Annotated in this window: 24 protein-coding genes; all 24 read right to left on the bottom strand. The window is 28.0% G+C overall.

The genetic code is table 11. From position 1 onward, the window contains the following. Positions 1–11 precede the first annotated feature (11 nt). The 24 genes from ABID14_RS00275 to ABID14_RS00160 all read right to left on the bottom strand — a co-directional run bounded on the left by ABID14_RS00275 (position 12) and on the right by ABID14_RS00160 (position 25,122). Positions 12–1,163 carry a TraB/GumN family protein gene (locus ABID14_RS00275; protein WP_354366446.1) on the bottom strand — a complete coding sequence of 384 codons (1,152 nt, stop codon included), beginning with the start codon at positions 1,161–1,163 and terminating at the stop codon, positions 12–14. Between the two features lie 26 nt (positions 1,164–1,189). Then, positions 1,190–2,176, bottom strand: coding sequence for a hypothetical protein (locus tag ABID14_RS00270; RefSeq protein WP_354366445.1), 987 nt, complete (start codon positions 2,174–2,176; stop codon positions 1,190–1,192). Next, the gene (locus ABID14_RS00265) at positions 2,160–2,894 is read right to left on the bottom strand and encodes a hypothetical protein (protein WP_354366444.1); all 735 of its coding nucleotides are present in this window, start codon (positions 2,892–2,894) and stop codon (positions 2,160–2,162) included. The genes ABID14_RS00270 and ABID14_RS00265 overlap by 17 nt, the downstream gene beginning before the upstream one ends. A 100-nt stretch (positions 2,895–2,994) precedes the next feature. Further along, positions 2,995–3,417 (bottom strand): SoxR reducing system RseC family protein, encoded by a 423-nt coding sequence (locus ABID14_RS00260; protein ID WP_354366443.1) that lies wholly within the window; start codon positions 3,415–3,417, stop codon positions 2,995–2,997. A gap of 9 nt (positions 3,418–3,426) precedes the next feature. Continuing rightward, a complete protein-coding gene (gene aspS, locus ABID14_RS00255; RefSeq protein WP_354366442.1) occupies positions 3,427–5,205 on the bottom strand; it encodes an aspartate--tRNA ligase in 1,779 nt (592 codons plus the stop codon). Positions 5,206–5,378: 173 nt separating this feature from the next. Further along, positions 5,379–6,920, bottom strand: a complete 1,542-nt coding sequence (locus ABID14_RS00250) for a Mur ligase family protein (RefSeq protein ID WP_354366441.1) — start codon at positions 6,918–6,920, stop codon at positions 5,379–5,381. A gap of 3 nt (positions 6,921–6,923) precedes the next feature. Beyond that, the gene (gene hemZ, locus ABID14_RS00245; RefSeq protein WP_354366440.1) at positions 6,924–8,261 is read right to left on the bottom strand and encodes a coproporphyrinogen dehydrogenase HemZ; all 1,338 of its coding nucleotides are present in this window, start codon (positions 8,259–8,261) and stop codon (positions 6,924–6,926) included. Continuing rightward, positions 8,258–8,884, bottom strand: coding sequence for an MBL fold metallo-hydrolase (locus ABID14_RS00240; protein WP_354366439.1), 627 nt, complete (start codon positions 8,882–8,884; stop codon positions 8,258–8,260). Before ABID14_RS00240 ends, hemZ begins: the two co-directional genes overlap by 4 nt. A 7-nt stretch (positions 8,885–8,891) precedes the next feature. After that, entirely contained in the window at positions 8,892–9,341 is a 450-nt protein-coding gene (gene dtd / locus ABID14_RS00235) for a D-aminoacyl-tRNA deacylase (RefSeq protein ID WP_354366438.1), read from the bottom strand. Positions 9,342–9,345: 4 nt separating this feature from the next. Next, on the bottom strand, positions 9,346–11,490 hold the full coding sequence (locus ABID14_RS00230) for a RelA/SpoT family protein (protein WP_354366437.1): 2,145 nt from the start codon (positions 11,488–11,490) through the stop codon (positions 9,346–9,348). A 1-nt stretch (position 11,491) separates the two neighbouring features. Continuing rightward, complete coding sequence (gene recJ / locus ABID14_RS00225) at positions 11,492–13,264, bottom strand: single-stranded-DNA-specific exonuclease RecJ (protein ID WP_354366435.1); 1,773 nt, start codon at positions 13,262–13,264, stop codon at positions 11,492–11,494. Between the two features lie 283 nt (positions 13,265–13,547). Next, on the bottom strand, positions 13,548–14,894 hold the full coding sequence (gene scfB / locus ABID14_RS00220; RefSeq protein ID WP_354366433.1) for a thioether cross-link-forming SCIFF peptide maturase: 1,347 nt from the start codon (positions 14,892–14,894) through the stop codon (positions 13,548–13,550). A gap of 52 nt (positions 14,895–14,946) precedes the next feature. Beyond that, complete coding sequence (scfA, locus tag ABID14_RS00215) at positions 14,947–15,093, bottom strand: six-cysteine ranthipeptide SCIFF (RefSeq protein WP_354366431.1); 147 nt, start codon at positions 15,091–15,093, stop codon at positions 14,947–14,949. Between the two features lie 12 nt (positions 15,094–15,105). Continuing rightward, positions 15,106–15,402, bottom strand: coding sequence for a preprotein translocase subunit YajC (yajC, locus tag ABID14_RS00210; protein ID WP_354366429.1), 297 nt, complete (start codon positions 15,400–15,402; stop codon positions 15,106–15,108). 57 nt (positions 15,403–15,459) lie between these two features. After that, positions 15,460–16,572, bottom strand: coding sequence for a tRNA guanosine(34) transglycosylase Tgt (gene tgt, locus ABID14_RS00205; protein WP_354366427.1), 1,113 nt, complete (start codon positions 16,570–16,572; stop codon positions 15,460–15,462). 6 nt (positions 16,573–16,578) lie between these two features. Then, positions 16,579–17,598: a tRNA preQ1(34) S-adenosylmethionine ribosyltransferase-isomerase QueA gene (gene queA, locus ABID14_RS00200; protein ID WP_354366425.1), complete on the bottom strand. Its 1,020-nt coding sequence runs from the start codon at positions 17,596–17,598 to the stop codon at positions 16,579–16,581. A 16-nt stretch (positions 17,599–17,614) separates the two neighbouring features. Continuing rightward, positions 17,615–18,736 (bottom strand): SpoIID/LytB domain-containing protein, encoded by a 1,122-nt coding sequence (locus ABID14_RS00195; protein ID WP_354366423.1) that lies wholly within the window; start codon positions 18,734–18,736, stop codon positions 17,615–17,617. 2 nt (positions 18,737–18,738) lie between these two features. Further along, complete coding sequence (gene ruvB / locus ABID14_RS00190) at positions 18,739–19,740, bottom strand: Holliday junction branch migration DNA helicase RuvB (protein WP_354366421.1); 1,002 nt, start codon at positions 19,738–19,740, stop codon at positions 18,739–18,741. 4 nt (positions 19,741–19,744) lie between these two features. After that, entirely contained in the window at positions 19,745–20,329 is a 585-nt protein-coding gene (gene ruvA, locus ABID14_RS00185; RefSeq protein WP_354366419.1) for a Holliday junction branch migration protein RuvA, read from the bottom strand. Further along, entirely contained in the window at positions 20,329–20,823 is a 495-nt protein-coding gene (gene ruvC / locus ABID14_RS00180) for a crossover junction endodeoxyribonuclease RuvC (protein WP_354366417.1), read from the bottom strand. Before ruvC ends, ruvA begins: the two co-directional genes overlap by 1 nt. 43 nt (positions 20,824–20,866) lie before the next feature. Continuing rightward, complete coding sequence (locus ABID14_RS00175) at positions 20,867–21,628, bottom strand: hypothetical protein (protein WP_354366415.1); 762 nt, start codon at positions 21,626–21,628, stop codon at positions 20,867–20,869. Positions 21,629–21,711: 83 nt separating this feature from the next. Further along, complete coding sequence (gene asnA / locus ABID14_RS00170; RefSeq protein ID WP_354366414.1) at positions 21,712–22,707, bottom strand: aspartate--ammonia ligase; 996 nt, start codon at positions 22,705–22,707, stop codon at positions 21,712–21,714. 62 nt (positions 22,708–22,769) lie between these two features. Then, complete coding sequence (locus ABID14_RS00165; protein WP_354366412.1) at positions 22,770–23,420, bottom strand: zinc dependent phospholipase C family protein; 651 nt, start codon at positions 23,418–23,420, stop codon at positions 22,770–22,772. A gap of 61 nt (positions 23,421–23,481) precedes the next feature. Further along, entirely contained in the window at positions 23,482–25,122 is a 1,641-nt protein-coding gene (locus ABID14_RS00160; protein WP_354366410.1) for a glycosyl hydrolase family 18 protein, read from the bottom strand. Between the last annotated feature and the right edge of the window lie 62 nt (positions 25,123–25,184).

Below are 25,184 nucleotides of genomic sequence, written 5' to 3'. Positions count from 1 at the left end.
GAAATCTATTTCTATAAAATATTTTGAACAATTTTAGTTCCAGCAATTAGAGTGCCAATAGACGAACCAATATTTGCCATAATAACAACTAAGAGAGCTTTCAAAAATTTATTCTTCAACCAAGATTTTAATTTAAAAATATCCTCTGGTATTTTGTTGACATCTTCAACAGTAGGTTTTCTCAAAGTAGCTTCAACCAGTCCAGCAAACCATCCACAAGCTAATAAAGGATTTACAGAAGTAAACGGAGCGACGATAAATGAAGTTAGTATGCTCAAAGGGTGGGCTAAACTTAGAGCCGTAAAACCAGCTGCAAATAAAGAATTGAAAATAAACCAAGATTTTATTTGTGTCATTCCAGCTCCAATACTTTGATAAAATGAATAAATAATTAGACCAATAATTAGTACTGGTATAATCCACGGAATAATTTTACCTGAAAAACTTTTTTCAGGAATTTTGTCCAATTCAGATATATTTTGCTCTTTAAAAATCTCTTTTTCAATTCCTGGTGTATGAGCTGCCCCTAACACAGCAACAATTTTATCACCAGGCGCATTTTTTATGTTATATGCTAAATATTCATCTCTTTCATGAAGAAGGGTTTCTGCAATTTGTGGATATGAATTACCTAAATCTCCAATTACATTTTCTAAATTACTTCTTTCAATCAAATTTGACAAATCCTCTTCTGAAATATCATCTTCATCATTTGCAAATAATAGCGAAGCTAGTACTTTCATTTTTTCAAAAAAACCCATTTTTCGCCATATTCTCATAAAAGTTGTTTGGATATTTCTGTCAGCTAAAATAAGTTCTGCTCCAACTTTATTTGCTGAGTCCATACCTTGTATCATCTCTTGGCCAGGTTTCGTTTTTAATTTTTTTGCTATATTTTTTTGATAAGAACTTAAAATCAGATTAGCTATTAACATTGCAACTTTTTTTTGTTTAATGACATCTATAATATTTGTACTTTTCCAAGCTTCAGGATTCAAAAGATTTTTATAACGTCCTTCATCGAGTTCAATGCATACAGAGTCAGGTTTTTGAGTCTCTATTGTTTTTTTTACAAGCTCTACACTTTCAACTGAGACATGGGCTGTTGGTATTAAAATTATTTCTTTATTATTATAATTAATTTTGATTAAATTATCTTTCATGTTTCTCCCCAATAAACTAAAATGTATTAATCCATTTTGTCATTGACTTCATAAATTGATCCGCATTCTTCATTAAAGAAATTAACATTTATTAATTTATCATCAACTTTTTCTGTCATTAAGACAAAATCATTTCTTTTAAATTGTTTAAAACCGTTACTTTCAGTAATACTAAAATCACTCAATTGATTAGAAGAAGAATTTAATAAATCAATACAAAAAGCGTTTAAAACATCAATTTTTTTCTTATCTTTCTCTTCAATTGGAACTGTAGAGTCTTTTAAATTATGATTTAAATAATCTTTGCTATTATTAATAAAAATTTGTGAACTTGTAACTTCTTCATAAATATTCCTATAAGCATTTAAGTATCGGCTATTAAGTAAAATTAAATAACTATTTCTTTTTTTTAAAATATCTGAATTAGAACTATCATTCAGCAATATAGATTTTGCTAAATAGTTGTCACCATTTTCGACGTAATCCAGAATTCCTAAATTTTGTATTACTTTAAAATTGTTCCTAGAAATTTCATAATTAAGGTATTCATTAGTATAAGAATTTATAATTATTGGTAATACTGTTAAATTATCTATTCTATCTTCATTTTTTAAAGCTTCGTCAAAAAAAATACCATTTAGTGGTGTGAGAGCATTATTAGAATTATTATGTGAATAGTAAAAGTCAAAATTATTATTCTGAAAAGCCATATGTGTATTTAACAATTCTTCTTTCATTCTCATAATCTCATCTTTTTTGGCTGACATTACACCAAATTTATTTGACTCATTATCTATACCTTCAATTTTCGATTTTTTTGAATTAATTTCTTCATCTAAAGATTTTTGTGTTTTTTGTGAATCGTCAAGTTTTTCTTTTAAATTCGAATTATCACTAGAAAGCTGCAAATATGATTTATTAATTTTTTTACCATCATTTATAGCAAAAAAAGTTAAAACAAATGAAATAATAATAAAAATTAAAGATATTAGAAATCTATTTTTGTACTTCAATTTTACCACCTTTTTCTAATGATTTAATTAACCCTCTATTTTTATAAAAAGGAATTAAAAGCTCATTAAATGAATCTTTTACTTTAAGCAAATGAGTTGAATTTAAATCACCTGTTGAATAACCGAGTTTTTCTATTTCAGAAATTATTTCATAATAACTATTTAAATCTGAATAAACATCTCCTAAACTTTTGTATGAATTATTAGAAAAATTGTTCAATTTAAAACCATATACAGATAAATAGTATAGTAAAACATTTAATTCTTTTGATTCACTATTTCTATTTCTTAAATATCCTATAAATCCATCAGCATTTGATGTTAATTGAGATATTGAAAGCTCTTCGTACAAATTTTGATATCTTTCCAAATTATTATCATTTGATAAATTAAAAAACAAATCGACGGATTGATCATATCTTTCATCGGAATATATATTTGATGTAAAATAATTCGAATTATCCTTAATTAGTTGAGTCATTTCCATTAAAATTTTATCATTTTCAGTGTTAAGATTTGAAATAATATTTTTAATCTCATCTTCTCTATTTCCATCAAATTGGTAACCATAATTTTCATAAAAATCTAGAGACTTTTGATTTAATTCAATTTCTACATTTGATAATTCTGCTTCCAGATTATTAATATTCTGATTTATTTTTAAAATTTGTGATTTGATTATGTCGTTTTCTTTATTTAATTTATTTGAATACTTCAAATTAAATTTTGTATAAAGAAAAAAGGCTAGCGAAAAAAGTAGTAGAATGATAGAAAAAACAAATACTACTTTCTCCCATCTTTTATTAGTCATAATTCACCTACATTTTTTCTATAATCATTAGATTTGTAGAATTATATTTAAATTTATTATCTATTTTTTTGATAATTAAATATGAACAACCCATTGATAACATTCCAAAGATTAGAGATAGTATATCAGAGTTATTAATTTGATTTTTATTTAATAACAAATTTGATATAGTTATTCCAAGCATTAAAAATATCATAGGAAGGCCGTAAACTAGCAATTTATAATTAAATATAGCCTTTTTATTTACATTTAGCTTAACTATATCCCCCACCTTGGCTGATATAGTATTTTTAAATTCTAAATATTCTAATTTGGACTCTGCACATTTAGCGCTGCATGATTCGCAACTATCACCGCAGGCACTTTTTCTCATAAATTCAACGACAATTATATCATCTATTGTTTTTCTCACAATGCCTAGGCTTTCCATGTCATCACCTTAATTTTCTTCAATAACAGAAATGTGTACTTCTTCAAGTTGTTGTTCTGAAAGCTCAGTTGGTGCACCAGTTAACAAACAAGTTGCTTGTTGAGTCTTAGGAAAAGCTATAACGTCTCTGATACTTTCTGCTTTAGTAAATAACATAACCAATCTATCTAATCCAAAAGCTAATCCGCCATGAGGTGGTGCTCCATATTTAAAAGCATCTAATAAGAATCCAAACTTTTCAGTAGCTTCATCTGAATCTAAACCTAAAGCCTTAAACATTTTATTTTGTACTTCGGGGTCGTTAATTCTTATACTACCTCCACCTATTTCATCACCATTTATTACAATATCATAAGCTTTGGCTCTAGCGTTTTCTTTATCATCTTCAAGTTTATCAATATCTTCGTCTAAAGGACTAGTAAATGGATGATGTTTTGCAACGTATCTATTCTCATCTTCATCAAATTCAAATAATGGGAATTTAGTTATCCACACTAGTTTGAAATCATCTTCAGCTATAAGATTAAGGTCTCTTGCAATTTTATTTCTTAAATTACCTAAACCGCTAAAAACTACTGAGTTCTTGTCGGCTAATATTAAAATCAAATCTCCCTTTTTAGCATCAAAAGCTTGTATAATTGCATTCATTTTATCTTCTGAAATGAATTTGGAAATTGGAGAATCAATTTCATCGGTGTATTTAATCCAACTTAGTCCCATAGCCTTATAATCTTTGACAAAAGATTCTAGTTTCTTAATTTGCTTTTTAGAATAAGAATCTGCTCCACCATCAACTTTAATACCACGAACACTTTTACCATCAGAAACATTATTTTCAAAAACTTTAAATCCGCAGTCCTTAACAATTTCAGAAATATCTTTTAACTCCATACCAAAACGTAAATCTGGTTTATCCACTCCAAATCTATCCATAGCTTCTATATATTCCATCCTTTGAATTGGAAGTTCAATATCTTTATCCAATAATTGTTTGAACAATTTTTGTAAAAATCTTTCATTGATATCCATAACTTCTTCTTCAGTTACAAAAGACATTTCTAAATCAATTTGTGTAAATTCTGGTTGTCTATTAGCTCTTAAGTCTTCATCTCTAAAACATTTTGTAATTTGAATATATCTATCCAATCCAGCCACCATCAACAATTGTTTCATTAATTGTGGAGACTGAGGAAGAGCATAAAACTTACCTGGATTAACTCTACTTGGAACTAAATAGTCTCTCGCTCCTTCGGGAGTTGGTTTAGTTAGCATTGGTGTTTCTACTTCTATAAATCCATTATCATAAAAAAAGTCTCGCGTAATTTTATAGATTTCAGAACGAATTTTAAGATTTTTTTGCATACTTGGCTTTCTCAAATCTAATGCTCTGTTTTTTAATCTCATATTTTCAGATACATTATCATTGTCTTTAATATAAATTGGTGGAACATCAGATTCACTTAATATTCTCAACTCTTCGCCTAAAACTTCAACCTTACCAGTATCTATATTTTCATTTACTGAGGATCTAGCACGAACTTTACCTCTAATTGCAATTACATATTCTCCTCTTACATGGCTTGCTTTTTCTAGTAATTCTTTGCCAAAAGAGTCATCAAATACGATTTGTGCAATGCCTGTTCTATCTCTCAAATCAATGAAAACAATTGAACCCAATGATCTTTGTTTTGCTACCCAGCCCATTAAAGTAACTTCTTCAGAAATATTAGTTTCTGAAATCTCATTGCAATACATTGATCTTTTTAGGTTCCCCATATTTTCTGTCATAATTTCCTCCTCAAAATTTAAGCTCCAATCCACATGGATTGGAGCTTTCTTATGAACACCTGTGGCGATGTATAGAAAATACTATTAATATTATAGTTTAAAACTCCTTAAATAAAGGATTTTACTTATCAAAATATATAATATTATAAATCAAATAGGTGTAAATATCAATATTAACAAATTCTTCCATCTATTCTTTTAGAAAACTCACAAACATCTGTCACCAGATTATCGTTTAGCAATCTATCTTTTACATATTGTGCACCTTTATCCATTCCTTGACAACCAGCTAATAATAGAATATCATCTTTTTTTAAAAAATTTATAGAATCATTAACAGCTTCTTCCAATGTATCAAAGATTTTACATTCTATACCATTTTCTTTTAAGATTTTTTTGAAAATATTTAATTCTGCCTCTGATACCTCATCTTTCCAAGTGACAACATCTTTTGATAAAGTAGCACAGAATTTTTCTGGTTTTAATTTGTCTATCCAATAGACTAATTTTTCTGTAATTTCTTTATTAACTTCAACTCCACGATTTCCTCTAATTGCATATAAAATGTTTAAATTGTTATATTTCATTTCCTTTAGAGTTTTCATTGTAGCATCAATATTTTTTTCATTTGCAAAATGGTCATCTAAAATTTTAAACTTTTCATCATAAATTAATTCGAATCTTCTCTCTACACCTGCAAAATTTTTCAAGGCTCTTTGTATTGTACCAACTGGAATTTCTAAGCATAGCCCAATTATAATCGCTACTATTGAATTCATTACAGAAGAATATCCAACTGTTCCTAATTCAATATTAAAAGAATTTTTTTTAATGATTACGTCTTTGATTTCTATGTCATGGTTAATATGAAAAATAAAATTTCCTTTACCAGTTGTAAGATCTAAATCGCTAATACCAAAATCTCTATTTAAATTTTTAAGCGAATAGCTTAATACATGTGCTTGCGTTTTATTTGATAAATCAGCTATCATTTTATTATCAAAGTTTAAAACAGCAATTGCATCTTCTCTTGCATTTCTAATTAATCTTGACTTATACCTAAAATAATTCTCGAAACTTCCATGTTGATCAATATGTTCTCTACCTAAGTTATTAAAAGTGACAAAATCAAAATCAATATTTTTATTTCTATAAAGTTCTTGTGCTGATGAAGACACTTCCATAACCACATCCGTAATGCCTTTATCGTACATTTCATTTAAATATTTCTGAAGGACTACAGATTCTGGAGTTGTTAAAATAGATGGAACCATTACGTCACTATATTTTGTAAAAACTGTTCCAATTATCCCAGTAGTTCTATTATCCTCTTCTAAAACTTTTTGTACCATAAAGGCTGTTGTCGTTTTTCCGTTAGTGGCAGTTATACCTATCATATTCAATTTTTTAGATGGTTTATCATAATAATTATTAGATATATCAGCTAAAGCTATTCTCGTATTTAAAACTTTAATTTGTGGTATATCAATATCTTGAAATTCTTCAACAACGGATAGTTTTGCACCTTTGTTTTTTGCCTTTTCTATAAATTTATGACCATCAGTTACATAACCCTTTATTGCAACAAAAATTGAATTATCAATTACATCATCTGTATGGTGAGTTACTGTTTCATAATCATCATCTAAATGCAAATCCAAATCAAAATTTGTATCTTCAATGGCTACATTTTTAATCATTTCTGCTAATTTCAAATTTTATCCCCTCATATTTATATATTCTGTTAAATTTTTAGTATTAACATTTCTTAGGAATTTATCATTTTTATCTAAAATTTTAGTACTTGCCCCAGCTCCAAAACCTAATATATTTTCTACTTCATCCATCATTACAATATTATAAATTGAATTTTTATTAGGAAGGGAATATCCTATATTCTCAGAATTCATAACACTTTTTTTCTGACGATACATATAATAAGGTTGATAACCAGAACCCTTCATCATTAATTTTGTTTTATCTAATAAATTTTTGTAATCATATTTATTGATATAACCATTTTCATACAATTTAGAACCATTTTTTAAAGCTAATGTATGAATTGTAATATTATCAGGAGCTATTTCTATAGCTTTTTTTACAGATTCTAATATACTATATATTTCTTCACCAGGAAGACCTAAAATTAAATCCATATTAATTATATCAAAGCCAATTTTTTTTGCTATATCAAACCATTTTTGTATATCTATATTTGAATTTCTATTTAAATCATTCACAACTTTTTCATTAAAACTTTGTGGATTTAATGAAATTCTATTCACGCTATAAGATTTTAACATTTCAAGAAGTGAAATTGACAAGGTGTCAATTCTACCGCATTCAACAGTGAATTCTTTAGGAATACCAAACTTATTTTGTAATAATTTTAAAATTTTTTCTAAGTCACTTACCTCTAGAATAGAAGGGGTCCCTCCACCTATATAAATTGAATGAGGCACTCCACTAAAATTATTCTCATACATAGATATTTCATCTAATAATGAATTGACATATTTAGTTGCTTTTTGTTTGTTATAAATTGCAGTATCAAAAGAACAATAAGAACATCTAGATGGGCAAAATGGAATATTTACATAAATATTGTAATTCTCTTTTGAAAATGTATCTTTACATCTATGTTGATTTATAAATATTTCATATAAGAATTTTGAATCGCGTACAGGAATTCTATACTCCTTATCCAAAAATTCAATAGATTTTTCCAAAGAATTTTTAGAAAAGATTTTAGCAGAAAGTTTAGAGGGCCTTACACCTGTAAGAATCCCATAACTTTTATCAAATTCACAATTTGTAGAAAACTTGTCAAAAATTCTCCTCTTTATTTCAAAATGGATATTTCGATTATTTTTATAAACAAAAGAATCTATAAATTCATTATCATCTAGTTTTAAAAAAATGTACCAATTATCTAAATTATCATTTATGACATCAAGCTTCAAAATTCCGTTACTTATATAATCTGGAAATTTCATCCTCAAAAACTCAAATAATGATTTTCTTAAAAACTCCTTTTCTGCATTAACTGTAATCATAATGTTTTTAAAAATGGATTATTTAATTTTTCATTTTTAATTTGAGTTTCTGGCCCATGTCCAGACAAAACAAATATTTCATCATCTAATTGAGTTAATTTCTTAAGTGATTTTAACATTTTTTGATGATCTGATTCTGGAAAATCTGTCCTACCAATTGAACCGTTAAACAATGTATCTCCGGAAAATAATATATTATTATATAAATAACAAACAGATCCTAGTGTATGTCCTGGTGTTTCAATAACTTTTATTGAAGTATCACCAAAATAAATTTCAGAATTTTCATTAACAAATAAATCTACTTTTGCAGGTTCTACCTCAAGCCCAAAAGATGACGATCTCATTGTTTCTGGCGATTCTAAAAAGTCTTTATCTTTTTTTGACATATATACTTCTACATTATATTTCTTTTTAAGCTTAGCTACTGCTCCGACATGGTCTGCGTGACCGTGAGTTAATAAAATAAACTTTATATTTAAATTATTATCTTCAATTGTATCAATTATCATATCACTAGAACCGCCTGGATCTACTATAAAAGCATTTTTTTTATTGTCATATAATATAAAACAATTTTCTTGTAGTAATCCGACAACTAGTTTTATAATCTTCTCTTTCATAATTCACCTAAAATTCCTTATTTGAGTCTAAAAGTATAGTTACTGGTCCATCATTTAGTATGTCTACATCCATATCAGCTCCATATTCACCATGGCTAACTTTTATACCTAAATTTTGTACTTTCTTAATGAATTTTTCATAAAGATCTATTCCGTCTTCAAATTTAGCTGCTCTTGTATAACTAGGTCTATTTCCTTTTCTAACATCTCCATAAAGTGTAAACTGACTTACAACAAGGAGTTCGTATCCACAGTCTATAAGAGACTTATTCATAATACCTTCTTCATCATCAAAAACTCGCAACTTCGTAACTTTTTTTATAATATAATTTAAGTCTTCTTCACTGTCATGTGCTTCTATACCCAAAAGTACCATAAGACCTTTTGAAATTTCACCAACTACCTTTTTTTCTACTGTTACTTTTGATTTTTTTACTCTCTGAACTACTGCTCTCATTTAATCACGCCTTTATACGATAAACATCTATAACATTTTCCAAACGTTTTAATTTTTCTATCAATCTTTCGAGTTCGCTAGTATCAGTTATCTCTACTGTTATATTAATAATTGCATCTCCGCTTTTGACTGTTTTTGCATTTAGATAAGTTATATTTAATTTTGAATCTGAAACTCTAGTTGCAACATCACCTATAACATTAGACTTATCTAAAGCTCTTATCTCTAATGAAGCATTGTAACTTGCAGATTCTGTTTTCTGCCATTTTACTTCTACAAGTCTTGAAGGGTCAGTATTGTTAATAATATTCTGACAATCCTTGCGATGAATAGAAATACCTCGTCCAATAGTTATATAACCTATAATATCATCACCAGGAACTGGGGTACAACATTTTGCAATTCTAACATTTACTCCATCTACGCCCTTTACTTCAATTCCTTGGTTACTTTGTCTTCTTCTTGCAAAGTTATCGGTAGTTTTTACCTGGTCATCTTTTTTATTATGTCTATTGTAAATATCTGTTAATTTAGCAAAAATTTGATTGATAGTTATTGTACCGAAACCAAGTGCGGCGTATAAATCATCAATAGAACTAAAATTCATCTTTGATCTTACTTCTTCAAGCCATTCATCTTTTACTATCGTGTAAACCTGATAACCTTGTTTTTTGGCTTCTTTTTCAATTATATCTCTTCCTCTTTCAATATGTTTGTCTCTATCTCGAACTTTGAAATATTGTGAGATTTTCTTTCTAGCCTGAGGACTTTTAACTATTTTAAGCCAATCAAGTGAAGGGCCTGAATTTGGATTAGTTATTACTTCTACTATATTTCCACTTTTTAATTTATAAGTTAATGGAACAATCCTTCCATTTATTTTTGCACCAACACAAGTATTACCAACTTGAGTATGAATTCTATATGCAAAGTCTATTGGTGTTGAACCTTCTGGTAAATTTAGCACATCTCCACTTGGTGTGAATACAAAAACTTCATCCGCGAAGAAATCAATTTTCAAAGTATCCATAAAATCATTAGGATCATTGACATCTTTTTGCCATTCGAGCAATTGCCTTAGCCAAGTTAAATTTTCGTCAAATGAGGTTGTCTTATTAACTCCCGCTTTATATTTCCAATGTGCCGCAATACCATATTCAGCAGTTTGATGCATTTCATAAGTTCTAATTTGAACTTCAAATGTTTCCCCATTATTGTCAATAACTGTTGTATGAAGAGATTGATACTTATTAGGTTTTGGCATAGATATATAGTCTTTGAATCTGCCAGGGATAGGTTTAAACAATGTATGCACAACACCAAGAGCACCATAACAATCTTTAACAGAATTAGTTAAAATTCTAATAGCAGATAAATCATAAATTTCGTCGAATACTTTTCCTTTTTTCTTCATTTTTTTATAAATAGAATAAAAGTTTTTAGGTCGTCCGCTTATTTCACATTCTATACCCACTTCATTTAATTGCTTGTATAGTGTATCTATAAGATTGTTAATAAGATTTTCTCTCTCGTTTCTTCTTTTACTTACCATATCAACAAGCTTATAGTATCCCTCTTTGTCTAAATAACGCAGAGACAAATCTTCTAATTCCCATTTGATTTTACTCATACCAAGCCTATCAGCAATTGGAGCATAAATCTCAACAGTTTCAGTAGCTTTTTCTATTTTTTTCTTTTCAGTCATATACTCCAATGTCCTCATATTGTGTAATCTATCGGCAAGTTTAACAATAATTACACGAATATCTTTGGCCATGGCAAGTACCATTTTACGTATATTTTCAGCCTGCTTTTCTTCTTTATTTTTATAATTTAATTTTTTTAATTTGGTTACTCCATCTACTAAATCTGCTATCTCTTCTCCAAATTCTTCTTTTACATAATCATAAGTTACATCAGTATCTTCGATAACATCGTGCAAAATACCTGCAATTATTGTAGAGGTATCCATATTCATGTCAGCAAGAATAAGTGCCACATGTAAAGGGTGAATTATATAATCTTCCCCAGAATTTCGTTTCTGACCTTTATGTTTATCTTCAGCTAATGTATATGCTTTTTTTATAAGCTCAAAATCAGCATTTTCATTGTAGGATTTTATTTTTTCTATTAATTTATCTAACAACATACTATTCACCTATAACTCTGTAACTTTTTACTCTCATTTCAGTTGATACATTTCCCCTGAACTCATTTATTCCAATATTAAATACAATATCTAAATAGATATTACTTTCTATCCCATTTAATAAATCCAATACCTGATCTCTTCCATAGACACGAGCAAGTTTATTTAAAAATACTTTTGAATCTTCAAATAATAAAGCCTCTGCTCTAGAATTATTGTCTATTAAGCTCATTTTAATTACATTTTTATTTTTGCCAAAAATTCTTAAATTATCTATCTTTAAATTTTTAGCTCCAAATTGTGGTTTGGGATTATCTTGTCCAAAAGGTGCAAGTTTTTCTAAGTCCTGTGCAAAATTTAAATTTATAAATTTTAAAGGTAAAGGTGCATCAATATAAATCTTTTTGACTAAATCTTCAGAAGTCAAATTTTCATTTTTATTAACATCGTCAATAAAAGCCATAAGGTTATTTTCAGAAAGCGACAAACCACAAGCCATTTTATGTCCACCGAAAGATTCTAAATGAGTTTTAGATTTACTTATTTCAGTAAACATATCATATTCTTCTATACTTCTCCCTGATCCTTTTAGTAAATTATTAGAGTCTGATAACACGATAGTAGGTCTATTATATTTTTCTTTGATTTTTCCCGCTACTATACCAAGAATTGATTCATTAAGATTAGGAGCGTATACTATTAAAATATTATATTTATCAATTAAATCTTCTCTTTTTATTATACTATCTATAATTTCAAGTGCTTCGTTAGTTAAATCTTGCCTCTCTGAGTTATAATTTCTAAGTTTTTGAGCTTTTTCAAGAGCTTGAGAATAATCGATTTCTAATAATAAATCTATAGCTTCTTTCGCAGATTCAAGTCTACCACTAGAATTTAATGTAGGTCCGATAATAAAACCAATATGATAAATATCAATTGTATCTTTGTCTATACTTGCAGCTTCTATAAGTGCATTTAATCCAAAATGTTTAGTTTCTCTTAAATAACCTAATCCATATTTTACTATTATTCTATTCTCATCTTTAAGAGGCATAACATCACATACAGTTGCTATTGCAGCAAAGGGTAAAAATCTTTCGAAAAATTCCTCTTTGTCTATACCTTTCATTAAAAATAAATATTCTATTAACTTAAAAGCAACAACTGCTCCACAAATGTTTGAAAAAGGATAGTTATCATCTTCCCTTTTGGGATCTATTATTGCATCTGCATTAGGCAAAATATCAACAAATTTCCCTTCATTTGAAATCTTAGGGACTTCATGGTGATCTGTTATTACTACTGTTATATTATTATCTTTAGCATAATCAACCGCACTTGTTGCTGCAATACCGTTATCGCATGTAATTATTAAATCAACATTATCTTTTACACACTCATCAATTAATCTTTTATTAATACCATATCCATCAATTACTCTATGCGGAATATCAAATGAAACATCACCACCAATTCTTTTTAAACCTGTGAAAAGAATATAAGTAGATGTTACACCATCGACATCATAATCACCAATTATACGAATTTTTTCATTATTATCTATGGCCTTTAAAACTAAATTAGAAGCTTTAATTAAATCTTTTAATAAAATTGGTGAGTTTAAATCATCTAATTTAGGATTAAGATAATTTTTAAATTCTTCTTCTGTTTTAATATCTCTATTAATTAAAATTTTATATAAAATTTTATTTAACCCAAATTTAGAATAATCTATTTTAGGATCTTTTTTATTTTTAATAAACCATTTTTCCAAATCAATCACCATTTTTAAATACTTAACTCTAATTATAACAAATTTAAATATTTTGGTAAAATTTATCTATAAGATTTTAATCTACTATAATAAAAAAGAGCCCTTAGGCTCAATTATTAAATAAAAAATGAAATTTTATATACTATATGAATCACGAATTAAAATACAAAGGATATTAAAAAATCACATTCTAAACATTTTAAAAATAATATTCAAATCCATGAGTTAAAACCATTAAAACTCTTCTTTTTAAATTAAATATTTTTAATAGTTGCAATACAAATTATTCATTCGCTAAAACAGAAATAGCACATTCAATTCTTTTCTTTTCCATTTCGCAGCCAATTTTATATGGCTTTGACAAATCTTTATTGCTGTAATATGCATTTGCATGGCATCCACCTGAACAATAATATCTAGCCCAGCATGTTGGACAATCTTCATTGGAATACACATTAGAATTTTTAAATTTATCTCTTAAATTTGTATTCAATATACCATCATTTACATTACCAAGTAAAAAGTCTTTTTCACCTACGAATTGATGGCAAGGGTAAATTTCTCCTTGAGGAGTTACTGCAATATATTCAGAACCTGCTCCACAACCTACTGTTCTTTTTACAATACAAGGTCCACCAGATAAATCGATTATAAAATGAAAGAATGAAAAATCCTTATCTTTTTTTCTAATCTCTATATAATCTTTACTCATTTTTTCATATTCATCTAGTATCTTTTGTAGGTGTTCTTCACGTATTGCATAAGGTTCTCTCTCATCAGTTACAACAGGTTCTATTGATGTTTTTTTGAAACCATTATTATAAAAATCTTTTAAATCTTCTGAAAAATCCAAGTTTTCATTTGTAAAAGTACCTCTTATAAAATAATCTTTATCTCCTCTTTTTTCAATTAATTCTTTAAATTTAGGAACAATTATGTCATAAGACCCTTTATTATTTCGAGTTGGACGCATCTCATCATTTATCTCTTTCCGACCATCTATTGATAAAACAACATTATCCATATTGTCATTAATAAAATCTTCAATCTCGTCATTTAAAAGCATTCCATTAGTAGTTATAGTAAATCTAAAATGTTTATCGTATTTTTTTTCTTCTTCCCTACCATATGACACAAGCTGCTTTACAAGTTCAAAATTCATCAAAGGTTCCCCGCCAAAGAAGTCAACTTCAAGATTTCTACGGTTCCCTGAATTTTGCAATAAGAAATCTAGTGCTTTCTTTCCTGTTTCTAAATCCATCAATGATCTATCACCTTTAAAGTCACCTTGTGACGCAAAACAATATTTGCATCTAAGATTACAATCATGTGCAACATGTAAACACATAGCTTTTACAATATTTTGAGGATTATAGTGTGGAAGTTTAAAATGCTCGTCTTCAGAAAATAATAATTCTTCTTTTTCTAAGTATTCTATCTCTTCGATTGCAGTCATTATTTTTTCTTTATCATACACTTCAGAGTATTTTTCAATTAGTTCAGTCTTATTTAAATTTAAATAATCATCTAATAAATCATATACTATTTCATCTACTACGTGGACTGAGCCACTAGCTATATCCAATACTATATATTTATCATTCAAATAAAATTTATGAATTCTATCCATTTTCTTCACCATTTCTAATAAAAATAAAAAGGCCTGTATGCCAAGCCTTTTATCATTGTTCGTTATTTTCGCATTTTTGATTACCTACAGTACAACTTGTTTTACAAGCTGATTGACATGATGTTTGACATTCTCCACATCCGCCTTTTTCGTAGGTTTTCTTTAAATTTTTCTTTGTTAGTGTTTTAATAAGTTTCATTATTGCCTCCGATTAATTTTCTTCTTTAAGTTCAGTTTTGTCTTTAAATGTTCCGCTAATTCCCCACTTCATAATATCAAGTTTTGAATTATTGCTAGAACTTTCGATAACTACATAGTCTTCTTTAATAAGTACAATTTTACCAATTATACCGCCAATTGTCATTACTTTATCGCCAACTTTTAAGTTTTCACGCATATCTTTAATCTCATTTTCTTTTTTCTTTTGAGGTCTAATTAAAAAGAAGTAGAAAATTACAAACATCAATACTAGCGGTAGAAATTGAACTAACATTGTTGAATTTTGCATCAAATAACCCCTTTCATATTTATATTATACAGTTAAAATCAAAACTTAACAAGATTATTATTTATATCCATATTTTTTATAGAAATCATTTTTATATTCTAAGAAATAATCTCCTCTAATGGATTCTCTAATATTTTCCATCATTTTTAAAAGAAAATATAAGTTGTGAATTGTAGCAAGTCTCATACCTAGAATTTCATCTACGTTAAATAGATGCCTTATATAAGCTCTAGAATAATTTCTACAAGTATAACAGTCACATTCACGGTCAAGAGGAGTAAAATCTTCTTTATATACAGCATTTTTAATAGCCATTTTCCCATTATGAGTTAGTACTGTACCATTTCTGGCAATTCTTGTAGGTAAAACACAATCCGCCATATCAATGCCTCTTTCTACAGCTTCAAATAAATAATCAGGGCTACCCACTCCCATTAGATATCTTGGTTTAGACTTTGGCATAAAATCTGTAGTAAAATCTAGCACTTCATTCATTATTTCAATTGGTTCACCAACTGATAATCCACCAACAGAATACCCTTTAAAATCCATGTCCACCATTTCTCTTGCAGATATTTCTCTCATGTCCTTATACATACCACCTTGAATAATACCAAAAAGAGTTTGATTATCGACATTTTTATGGTGCTCTTTGCACCTCTGTGCCCATCTCAATGTCCTCTTCATGGAATTTTCAATATAGTAGTGGCTTGCTGGATATGGTGCACATTCATCAAATGCCATAATTATATCTGAACCCAAGATATTTTGGATATCAATAGAAATTTCTGGTGATATAAACTTTTTACTCCCATCAATATGAGATCTAAATTCGACTCCATCTTCTGTTATTTTTCTATTATCAGATAAACTAAAAACTTGGAATCCACCTGAATCTGTAAGAATTGGCTTATCCCAATTCATAAATTTATGGAGTCCACCAGCTTTTTCAATTATATCGGTACCTGGTCTTAAAAATAAATGATATGTGTTAGATAATATAATCTGTGATCCAATATCTTTAAGCTCTTCAGGGGTCATTGTTTTTACAGTTGCACGTGTTCCAACCGGCATAAAAATAGGTGTTTCAATTTCACCGTGATTGGTTATAATCTTTCCAAGCCTTGCTTTAGAATCAGATGATTCTTTCAATAATTTAAATTCAAACATTTTTACCTACCTTATAAACATTGCATCACCAAAGCTAAAAAATCTATACTTTGATTTAACAGCCTCATTATAAGCATTCAATATAAATTTTCTTGATGAAAAAGCAGAAACTAACATCAATAATGTAGACTCTGGCAAATGAAAATTTGTTATCAGAGAATCTACGCATTTAAATTTATAGGGTGGATATATAAATATATCAGTAAATCCGCTTTGTGGTTTAAGTATACCATTATCGTCTGCTACGGATTCTAGAGTCCTGACACTTGTAGTTCCAACAGCTATAATTTTATTACCTAGTCTTTTTGCTTCATTCATTGTATTGGCAACATCTTCTGTCAATATATAAAATTCAGAATGCATATTATGGTCATCTAAATTTTCAACTTTGACTGGTCTAAAAGTACCTAAACCTACATGAAGAGTAATATAACAAATTTTAATTCCTCTTTTGGCAATCTCGTTTAGCAAATCCTTAGTAAAGTGAAGCCCAGCTGTTGGTGCGGCTGCAGAACCTTTCTCTCTTGCATAGACAGTTTGATATCTATCTTTATCTTTTAACTTTTCTGTAATATATGGTGGTAAAGGCATCTCACCTAATTCATCTAGAATTTCTTCAAATATTCCTTCATATTCAAATTTCAAAAATCTAGAACCATCTTCTGAAATATCAACTACTTTAGCTCTTAATTTATCACTAAACTCGATTTCTGTACCTATTTTTGCTTTCTTGCCAGGTTTCGATAAACATTCCCAAACATCTTTTTCGTGATTTAATAGTAAAAATTCAATTTTTTCTTCCCTACCTACTCTATGTCCAAATATTCTTGCAGGACGCACTTTAGTATCATTTAATACTAAAACATCGCCTTCATTTAAATAATCTAAAATATCATAAAAATGTTTATGGTCTATTTTACCCGTATTTTTATCAAGTACTAATAAACGTGAATGATCCCTTTGTTCCAAGGGATGCTGAGCAATTAACTCTTCTGGCAAATTATAATAAAAATCTTTTGTTTTCATATTTCCTTCTATTCTATTAATTAATTTTTTCTATATTTGTTCCAGGAAAATAAAATTCAATTATCTCTTTGTAATTTTTCCCTTTTTTAGCCATTTCAACAGCCCCATATTGACTCATTCCAACGCCATGTCCATAGCCTCTGCCTCGTAATATAAAATCACTTCCAATTTTCTCAATTTCGAAAAGAGTTGATTTTATTACAGTATTTCCAATCATTGACCTGAATTTATTACCTGTATAAATTTTTTCATCATTTTCTGTACATAAAATTATATTTTTAACACGATTAGAATCATTTGTACAATCTATTCTAATATCAATTAAATTGTCTATTCCTAATTTTTTAAAATCTTTGTCGGTTAATTTATATTCCCATTTATAATTAGAAAAATTATCTTCTCTAGAAATTAAATAATCGACATTTGAACCCCATACTTCTTCTGCTGAAGCAGTTATTCCACCTGATGAAGCTCCAAAAATAGTTTGTGCTATTTTACCATTGTACTTAACAACTTCATTTTTTGTTTCAAAAATGGCTTTATCTGTAGATTTTTCTTCTACATCGCTGCCTCTATAAACTTGTGAATTAGTTGTATCATCAAGATTATATCCCTTTTTTATATATTTATTAAAATTATTAATGGCAAAAGATCTAGAACATAATGCCTGAGCTTTTAATGATTCTAGAGGAAAACTTGCCGACATTTCTTTGGGTAATACCCCACGCAGATAATTGTCAATATCCACATTATTAATTATATCAAGTTTTCCATTATTAACTCGAAAGCTAATAGCACCTCTATAATTTCTTTTTATATTTGAAACTTTTATGGGAGATGTTGAATGTATTAAGAAAGTTCCATTTGTTGGGAAGTTTACCATATTGTATTTATCTCCATCAATGTTAATTTGGCTATTTTCAAATTTAATATTTAGTTTATTACAAGAAGTTTTGTGTATCAGTTGAAAATCACTTGTATAAATATTAAAATTATCTTTTGATTCAAGATAAAAACCATCCCCTGAATTTACACTTTTCCCAACTTTTATGTCTATTCTTTCATAATTATTATTTGCAAAAACATTATTATTTAATAAAAGGACAAAAAATAAAATTAATGTTAAAACTTTCTTCATTATCAATCTCCTTCATATTTAATTCCAAAATGATCGTAAGCTCGTTTTGTGGCAGTCCTTCCTCTTGGTGTACGCAAAATAAATCCAATTTGCATAAGATAAGGTTCATACACATCTTCAACAGTTGTCCTATCTTCTCCAATAGATGCAGAAATAGCATCAATACCAACAGGCCTTCCTGAAAATTTATCAATCATAGTAAGAATAATTTTTCTATCAATGCTATCAAGTCCAAATTTATCAATTTCTAACAAATTTAATCCTTTTATAGCAACTTTTTGCGTTATTACACCTTGTTCTTTAACTTCAGCATAATCTCTAACTCTTTTTAGCAATCTATTGGCAATCCTTGGAGTACCTCGAGATCTTTTGGCTATTTCTCTTGCCCCATCTTTTTCAATTGGAATGTTTAAAATACCAGCAGATCGAACAATAATATCAATTAATGAACTGACATCATATAAATCAAGATTGAGCAAAACACCAAATCTATCCCTTAAAGGAGAAGTAAGCATACCTACACGAGTAGTAGCACCAATTAATGTAAAAGGAGCCAAATCAAGTCTAATAGAACGAGCAGAAGGCCCCTTACCTATTACAATATCCAAAGCATGATCTTCCATTGCAGGATAAAGTATTTCCTCTACAGAAGTGTTTAATCTATGGATTTCGTCAATAAATAATACATCATCTTGATTTAGATTAGTAAGTATACTTGCAAGATCACCTTGTTTTTCAATAGCTGGCCCTGAAGTAACTTTTAAATTAACCCCCATCTCATTGGCAATTATTCCTGCTAATGTAGTTTTACCTAAACCAGGTGGACCACTTAATAAAGTATGATCTAAAGGTTCTTCCCTATTCTTAGCAGCTTCTATAAAAATTTTTAATTTTTGTACAGCTTTTTCTTGACCAATATAATCTTCCAACCATTTTGGGCGAAGACTAATCTCACGACTATCTTCTTCAGAAAAACCTGGCTCTACTAGTCTATTTTCTTTCATTTAATCAACTCATTACCTTTAATGCTTCTCTAATCATCACCGAAATATCTAAATTATCATCAATATTTTCAAGTGCATTTTTTGCTTCATATTCATTATATCCTAAAGAAATTAGAGCCTCAAGAGCAGAACTTTTATCCAGATTTATATTCTCATTAATAATATCTGTCTCAGGTATATCTATATTTAGATTTTTTACTTTATCTTTTAATTCTAAAATTAATCTTTGAGCAGTTTTCTTCCCTATACCAGGAATTTTTGTGAGGGATTTAACATCTTCCGCTGCAATTGAATTTAAAATAAACGAAACGTCAGTCTCATCAAGAATTCCCATTGCAAGTTTTGGACCAATACCTGTTACGGTAGTAAGTAAATCAAAAATATCCCTAGATTTTGTATTTGCAAAACCATAAGTTGTTATAGAATCCTCTCTAACAATAAGTCTTGTATAAATCATTACATCAGTATTTAAAGTTAATTTTAAAAGTTCTATTTTTGGCATATAAATTATATAACCAATATTTCCATTTTCTAGTACTAAATAATTGTTTTCAATTGAGTCTATTTTACCTTTAATAAATTCAAGCATTATATCATCCTGAAACTTTCTTTAAATTTTATTGAACTCCCATGAGTTATTGCGACAGCTAAAGCGTCTGCAACATCATCTGGTTTAGGAATTTTATCTAAATTCAAAATTAATCTTACCATATCTTGCACTTGACTTTTACTTGCTCTGCCATAGCCAACAAGGGCTTGTTTTACCTGAAGAGGCGTATATTCATAAATACCTGCTCTATTTTTTTCAGCACATAAAACTTCAACACCACGTGCTTGAGCTACAGTAATTGCTGTTTTTACATTTTTATTAAAAAAAAGTTCTTCAAAAGCAATATCTTCAGGTTTATATTTTTTTATTAATATATTCATTTCATTGTAAATTTGATTTAATCTATCAGGAATAGGAACTCCAGCTTTTGTCGTAATGGCACCATAATCCATAACTTTATATGAATTTCCTTTAAATTCTAAAATTCCATATCCCACTATTGCAATTCCTGGGTCGATTCCCATAATAATCATATTTTTATTCACCACTTTAAAAAGGATAGTAAAAACTATCCTTTTATTTATATCTCTTCATTACTTTATCATTAATTCCGTCCCAAAATCCGTTTCTAAATATTCTAAATCCATCTACATATAAAAATTTAAATATCTTTTTATTTAGAAAATATAATTCTTCTCTTGTGAGATAGGCGTCAACTTCTTTAATTTTAACATCATTATTTTCATTTTTGAAAACTAATTGTAAGTCAAGATGTTGATTTAAATCGCTAATCTTATTTGATAAAAGAACCCTATGCATATCTTTTAATGTTGATTTAATGAAGTTTTTCACATTTTTATCATGTCTTAATTCATTAAACATATGCCTTTTAAATGTCAAAACTTCAATATTATTGAACTCATAATTAAAAAGTTTCTTTCTATTATATAACTCCCCTAAAGAAAATGAATTCAAGGTAATAACTTCTAATTGATTTGCATATTTTTTTGAATTAAATCCTAGCCTATAACCTTCCAAATATAAGTAAAGCTCAAGTCTATTTATGTCATCATGTATCAAATTTGATAAACTACGAGCAATAAGTTCAATTCCTTGTTTATTTCTTAGAAATTTTATAATATCTACTCTAAGATTTTCCAATGTAACATAGCGAGGAAAAATATTTTCAATAGATTCATAAATATTATAAAGATTAAGTAAAATGTTCATGCTTTCTAAATCGCCATTATACAAGAAATTTTCAATTAGGTATTTTTTTATATCTTTAAAGGCAATATTATTTGCTTTTTCATTATTGAGTTTTGGTGCCAAATCCATAAAAAATTCCTCCGAAAATTCGTATAAAAATATTATACTATAAATTCGGAGGATTTGTAATAATAATCTACATTTTAATCTAATTATAATAATTTAATTTTTTTATTTTTACAGAAATCCAAATTTTTTTCATCCCAAACGCCTACTTGAACTTCTCCAATATGTTCTTTTTCTAAGAAAAACATACAAATTCTAGATTGACCAATGCCACCTCCAATTGTATATGGAAGTTTATTATTTAAAACATTTTTGTGGTATGGTAGCTGAAGTCTATCAGTTGTATTTGTTTTTTCACATTGAGTTTTTAATGTATTTTCATCAACACGTATTCCCATGCTTGATACTTCAAATGCATCTTTTAATACATCATTCCAAAAAATAATATCACCATTTAAATTCCAATCATCATAATCAGGACTTCTATCATCATGGGGAAATCCAGAATTTAATTTTTCGCCAATCCCCATAATAAATACCGCTTTTTTCTCTTTAGCAATTAAATGTTCACGAGATTTAGGACTTTCATCTGGATATAAATCTTCAAGCTCTTGTGATGAGATAAAATATATATCTTCTGGCAATTTTTTTGATAAAATATAAGGATATGTTTGATTTATAAATTCTTCTGTTCTTTTAAATACAGAAAAAATCTCTTTAACTACAAGTTTTAAATATTCAACATTTCTGTCAGACTTATTTATTATTTTTTCCCAGTCCCATTGGTCAACGTAAGATGAGTGAATAGCATCCAATTCTTCTTCAGCACGAATAGCATTCATATCAGCATAAATTCCCTCATACATGTTAAAATCATATTCTTTTAAAGCATTTCTTTTCCACTTAGCCAAAGATTGAACTATTTCTACATTTATTCCATATTTTCTTAAATCAAAATCAACAGCTTTTTCACCCGTTAAGTTATCATTAAGACCAGTCTCTGGTCTTACAAAAAGTGGTGCAGAAACTCTAGCTAAATTTAATGTATTAGCTAAATCTCTTTGAAAATAGTCTTTTACGGATTTGATTGCTATTTGTGTCTCTCTTAAATCAAGAGAAGTTACACTGGAATTATTTCTCATCTTACTTTCCTCCATAATTTTAAAAAATTCTTCCACAAATAAGTGAAAGAATTTTATAGTTTTTAAATAAATTGAATGTCAAAATCACCGCTATACACTAATGCTGATTCTATAACGAATAAAGAAATTCTCGTTGAAAGATCAAGAGCAAAATCAAGATCTGTATCAAAGGATTTATTTTCTTTTTTATACTCATCAATAACATTTAAAATGTAAGCTTTAACTTTGTCTTTTAGTTTAATATCTACATCTTCAAATAAGTTTAGGTTGTCGACTGTAATCTTATTTTTGTAATCTTTCTCATGCAATTTATAGGTTTTAGCGTAAATGTTAAGATCCTGTTCATATTTAATATGACTTGCCATATTGCCTATAAAAGTCATTCTATAAGCATGTGGATAACAAACATAATCACATAAATAATGCATAATGATGCCAAGTTTTTTACTTATATGTGAAGTAAATACAGATGTTTCATTATTTTCATTAAAAGAATATCTACAAAAATAAATAAGATTTGCAATTTCTTTAGAGATATAATCTATCGATTCATCAAGATAATGTCTTTTTAATTTATAATAAGGAAGTATATCTGGTGCAACTGAGCCCCATAACATTTTATCTAAATTTAAAACGACATTATATTTATCATTAATTCTATCGTGGACAATTTTTGCCACGATTTTATGTGTATCTGCTAAAATATCAAACACTTCCTATTAAAATTAATACAAAAATACTTCACATACATTTTATATCGCTTTTAATAAAATGTCAATTGTTCTTGTTATTTTGTATTTCCTTTTCTATAACATCCCAAATATCTTTAGTTTCAAAACCTAATCTCCATGAAGCAACACCTGATAAATTATATTTATTTACAAGTGAAACTTTCTTTTCAATGGATGCAGCATCTTCAATCCAAATTTTATAAACTGCACCATTTTCAGAATATTCCACATAATTTTGTGAAGATTCTTCATCCCAAACAGGTTTGAGATTTTTATCTGAAATTAATTTAAGAGTTTCAGACATTGATATTGTCTTAGAAGTAACTTTACCATTTGACTCTTTCCAGAGTCTAGAATAAGTTGGAACTCCTAAAATCATTTTTTCATTAGGTATTGTTCTAAAAAGTACATTTATACTTCCTTCAACCCATTTATATTGAGCAACTGAGCCAGCCTCTTCAGAAGATGACCAGTGTTGGTCGTAAGCCATTACTATAATATAATCTGCTATATTAGATAGTTTTTTTCTATCATATGGTTCCTTAGTTACGTCAGAAGATATTTGAGGTGTAACGTCAACAGAAATAATTAAATCATTACCTACTTTTTCCTTTAATTCCTTAACAAATTCTGTAATAAAATCTCTATCATCAATATTAGTATGTTCAAAATCAATATTTAAACCTTTCATATTGTATTTGTTACAAAGTTCTAAAGTTTTATTAACAATTTTTGTTCGTGTTGACTCATTTGAAAGAGCTTCATGTGTGATTTCTGGATCAAAAGAATTATCTAAATAACCCCATACTTCAATCCCTAAATTATTGTATCTATCTATATAGTCAAAATTACCTCTGTCAATCATATCTCCATTTCCATTTTTAATAGAAAACCATGTAGGAATTATAATATCAAGGCCATTAATATCTTGGATTTTTTCTACTTTTTCTTGGGAATGCTCTGCATAAGTATAGTCCCAAGTAATATTAAGAGGTTTACTTGTTTGACTACTTTCGTGGGAATCTAAAATTTCTTCTTCAAAATTTTCATTTACAAAATCTTTTTCAATATATCCTGCATAACCTTCAATCATTCTCACTTTATAATATTTACCACTTTCGTCATAAATATAGATAGGCTCATCTTTTTTTAATCTTTTTATAATAGGGCTTCTTTTAGAATTATCTTCTAATAGAACAGCACCTTCTTTAGTAGTTGATTTTTTGTATTTTATATCTTCTCTATCCAATAGTAATAATTGAATATCACGATTATATCTAAGTCTAACTTTGTAATCATAAATAAATGATTCTATAGGCAACAAAATCTTGCCATCTTTTTCAATTGCTGGTGCTCTAAGTTCTACTGTTCCGTCATTAAACTGCGCTTCTTTAGAATTGAGAGTTAAAACTTTATGTGCTTTTTCATTATCTATTATTATTTCACCTTTAGATTTATCAAATTCTATATTCTTATCGATATTTTTGTTGATATAATCTAATGATAGATATATCATACCATCTATCATATCAAAGTCTTCTTTATCTACATATTCATCTTCTGATAAAAAAGCAAAACCATCATAAATAGTAGAAACTTTTTTCGATCCTCTATTTTCAACAAATAAAAATGCTAGAGCTGCAAGGGCAATAAGTACAAATACACCCATAAAAAATTTTTTCATATTATCATCCTTTCAAATTTATTTATTCAAAACAGAGGAATACTAAAAATAGGACTCCTCGG

This window comes from Peptoniphilus olsenii (genome assembly GCF_040545475.1).
Classification (GTDB): domain Bacteria; phylum Bacillota; class Clostridia; order Tissierellales; family Peptoniphilaceae; genus Peptoniphilus_A; species Peptoniphilus_A olsenii.
The sequence above is the reverse complement of the archived record's forward strand: the minus strand, read 5'-3'. Positions and strand labels throughout refer to the sequence as shown.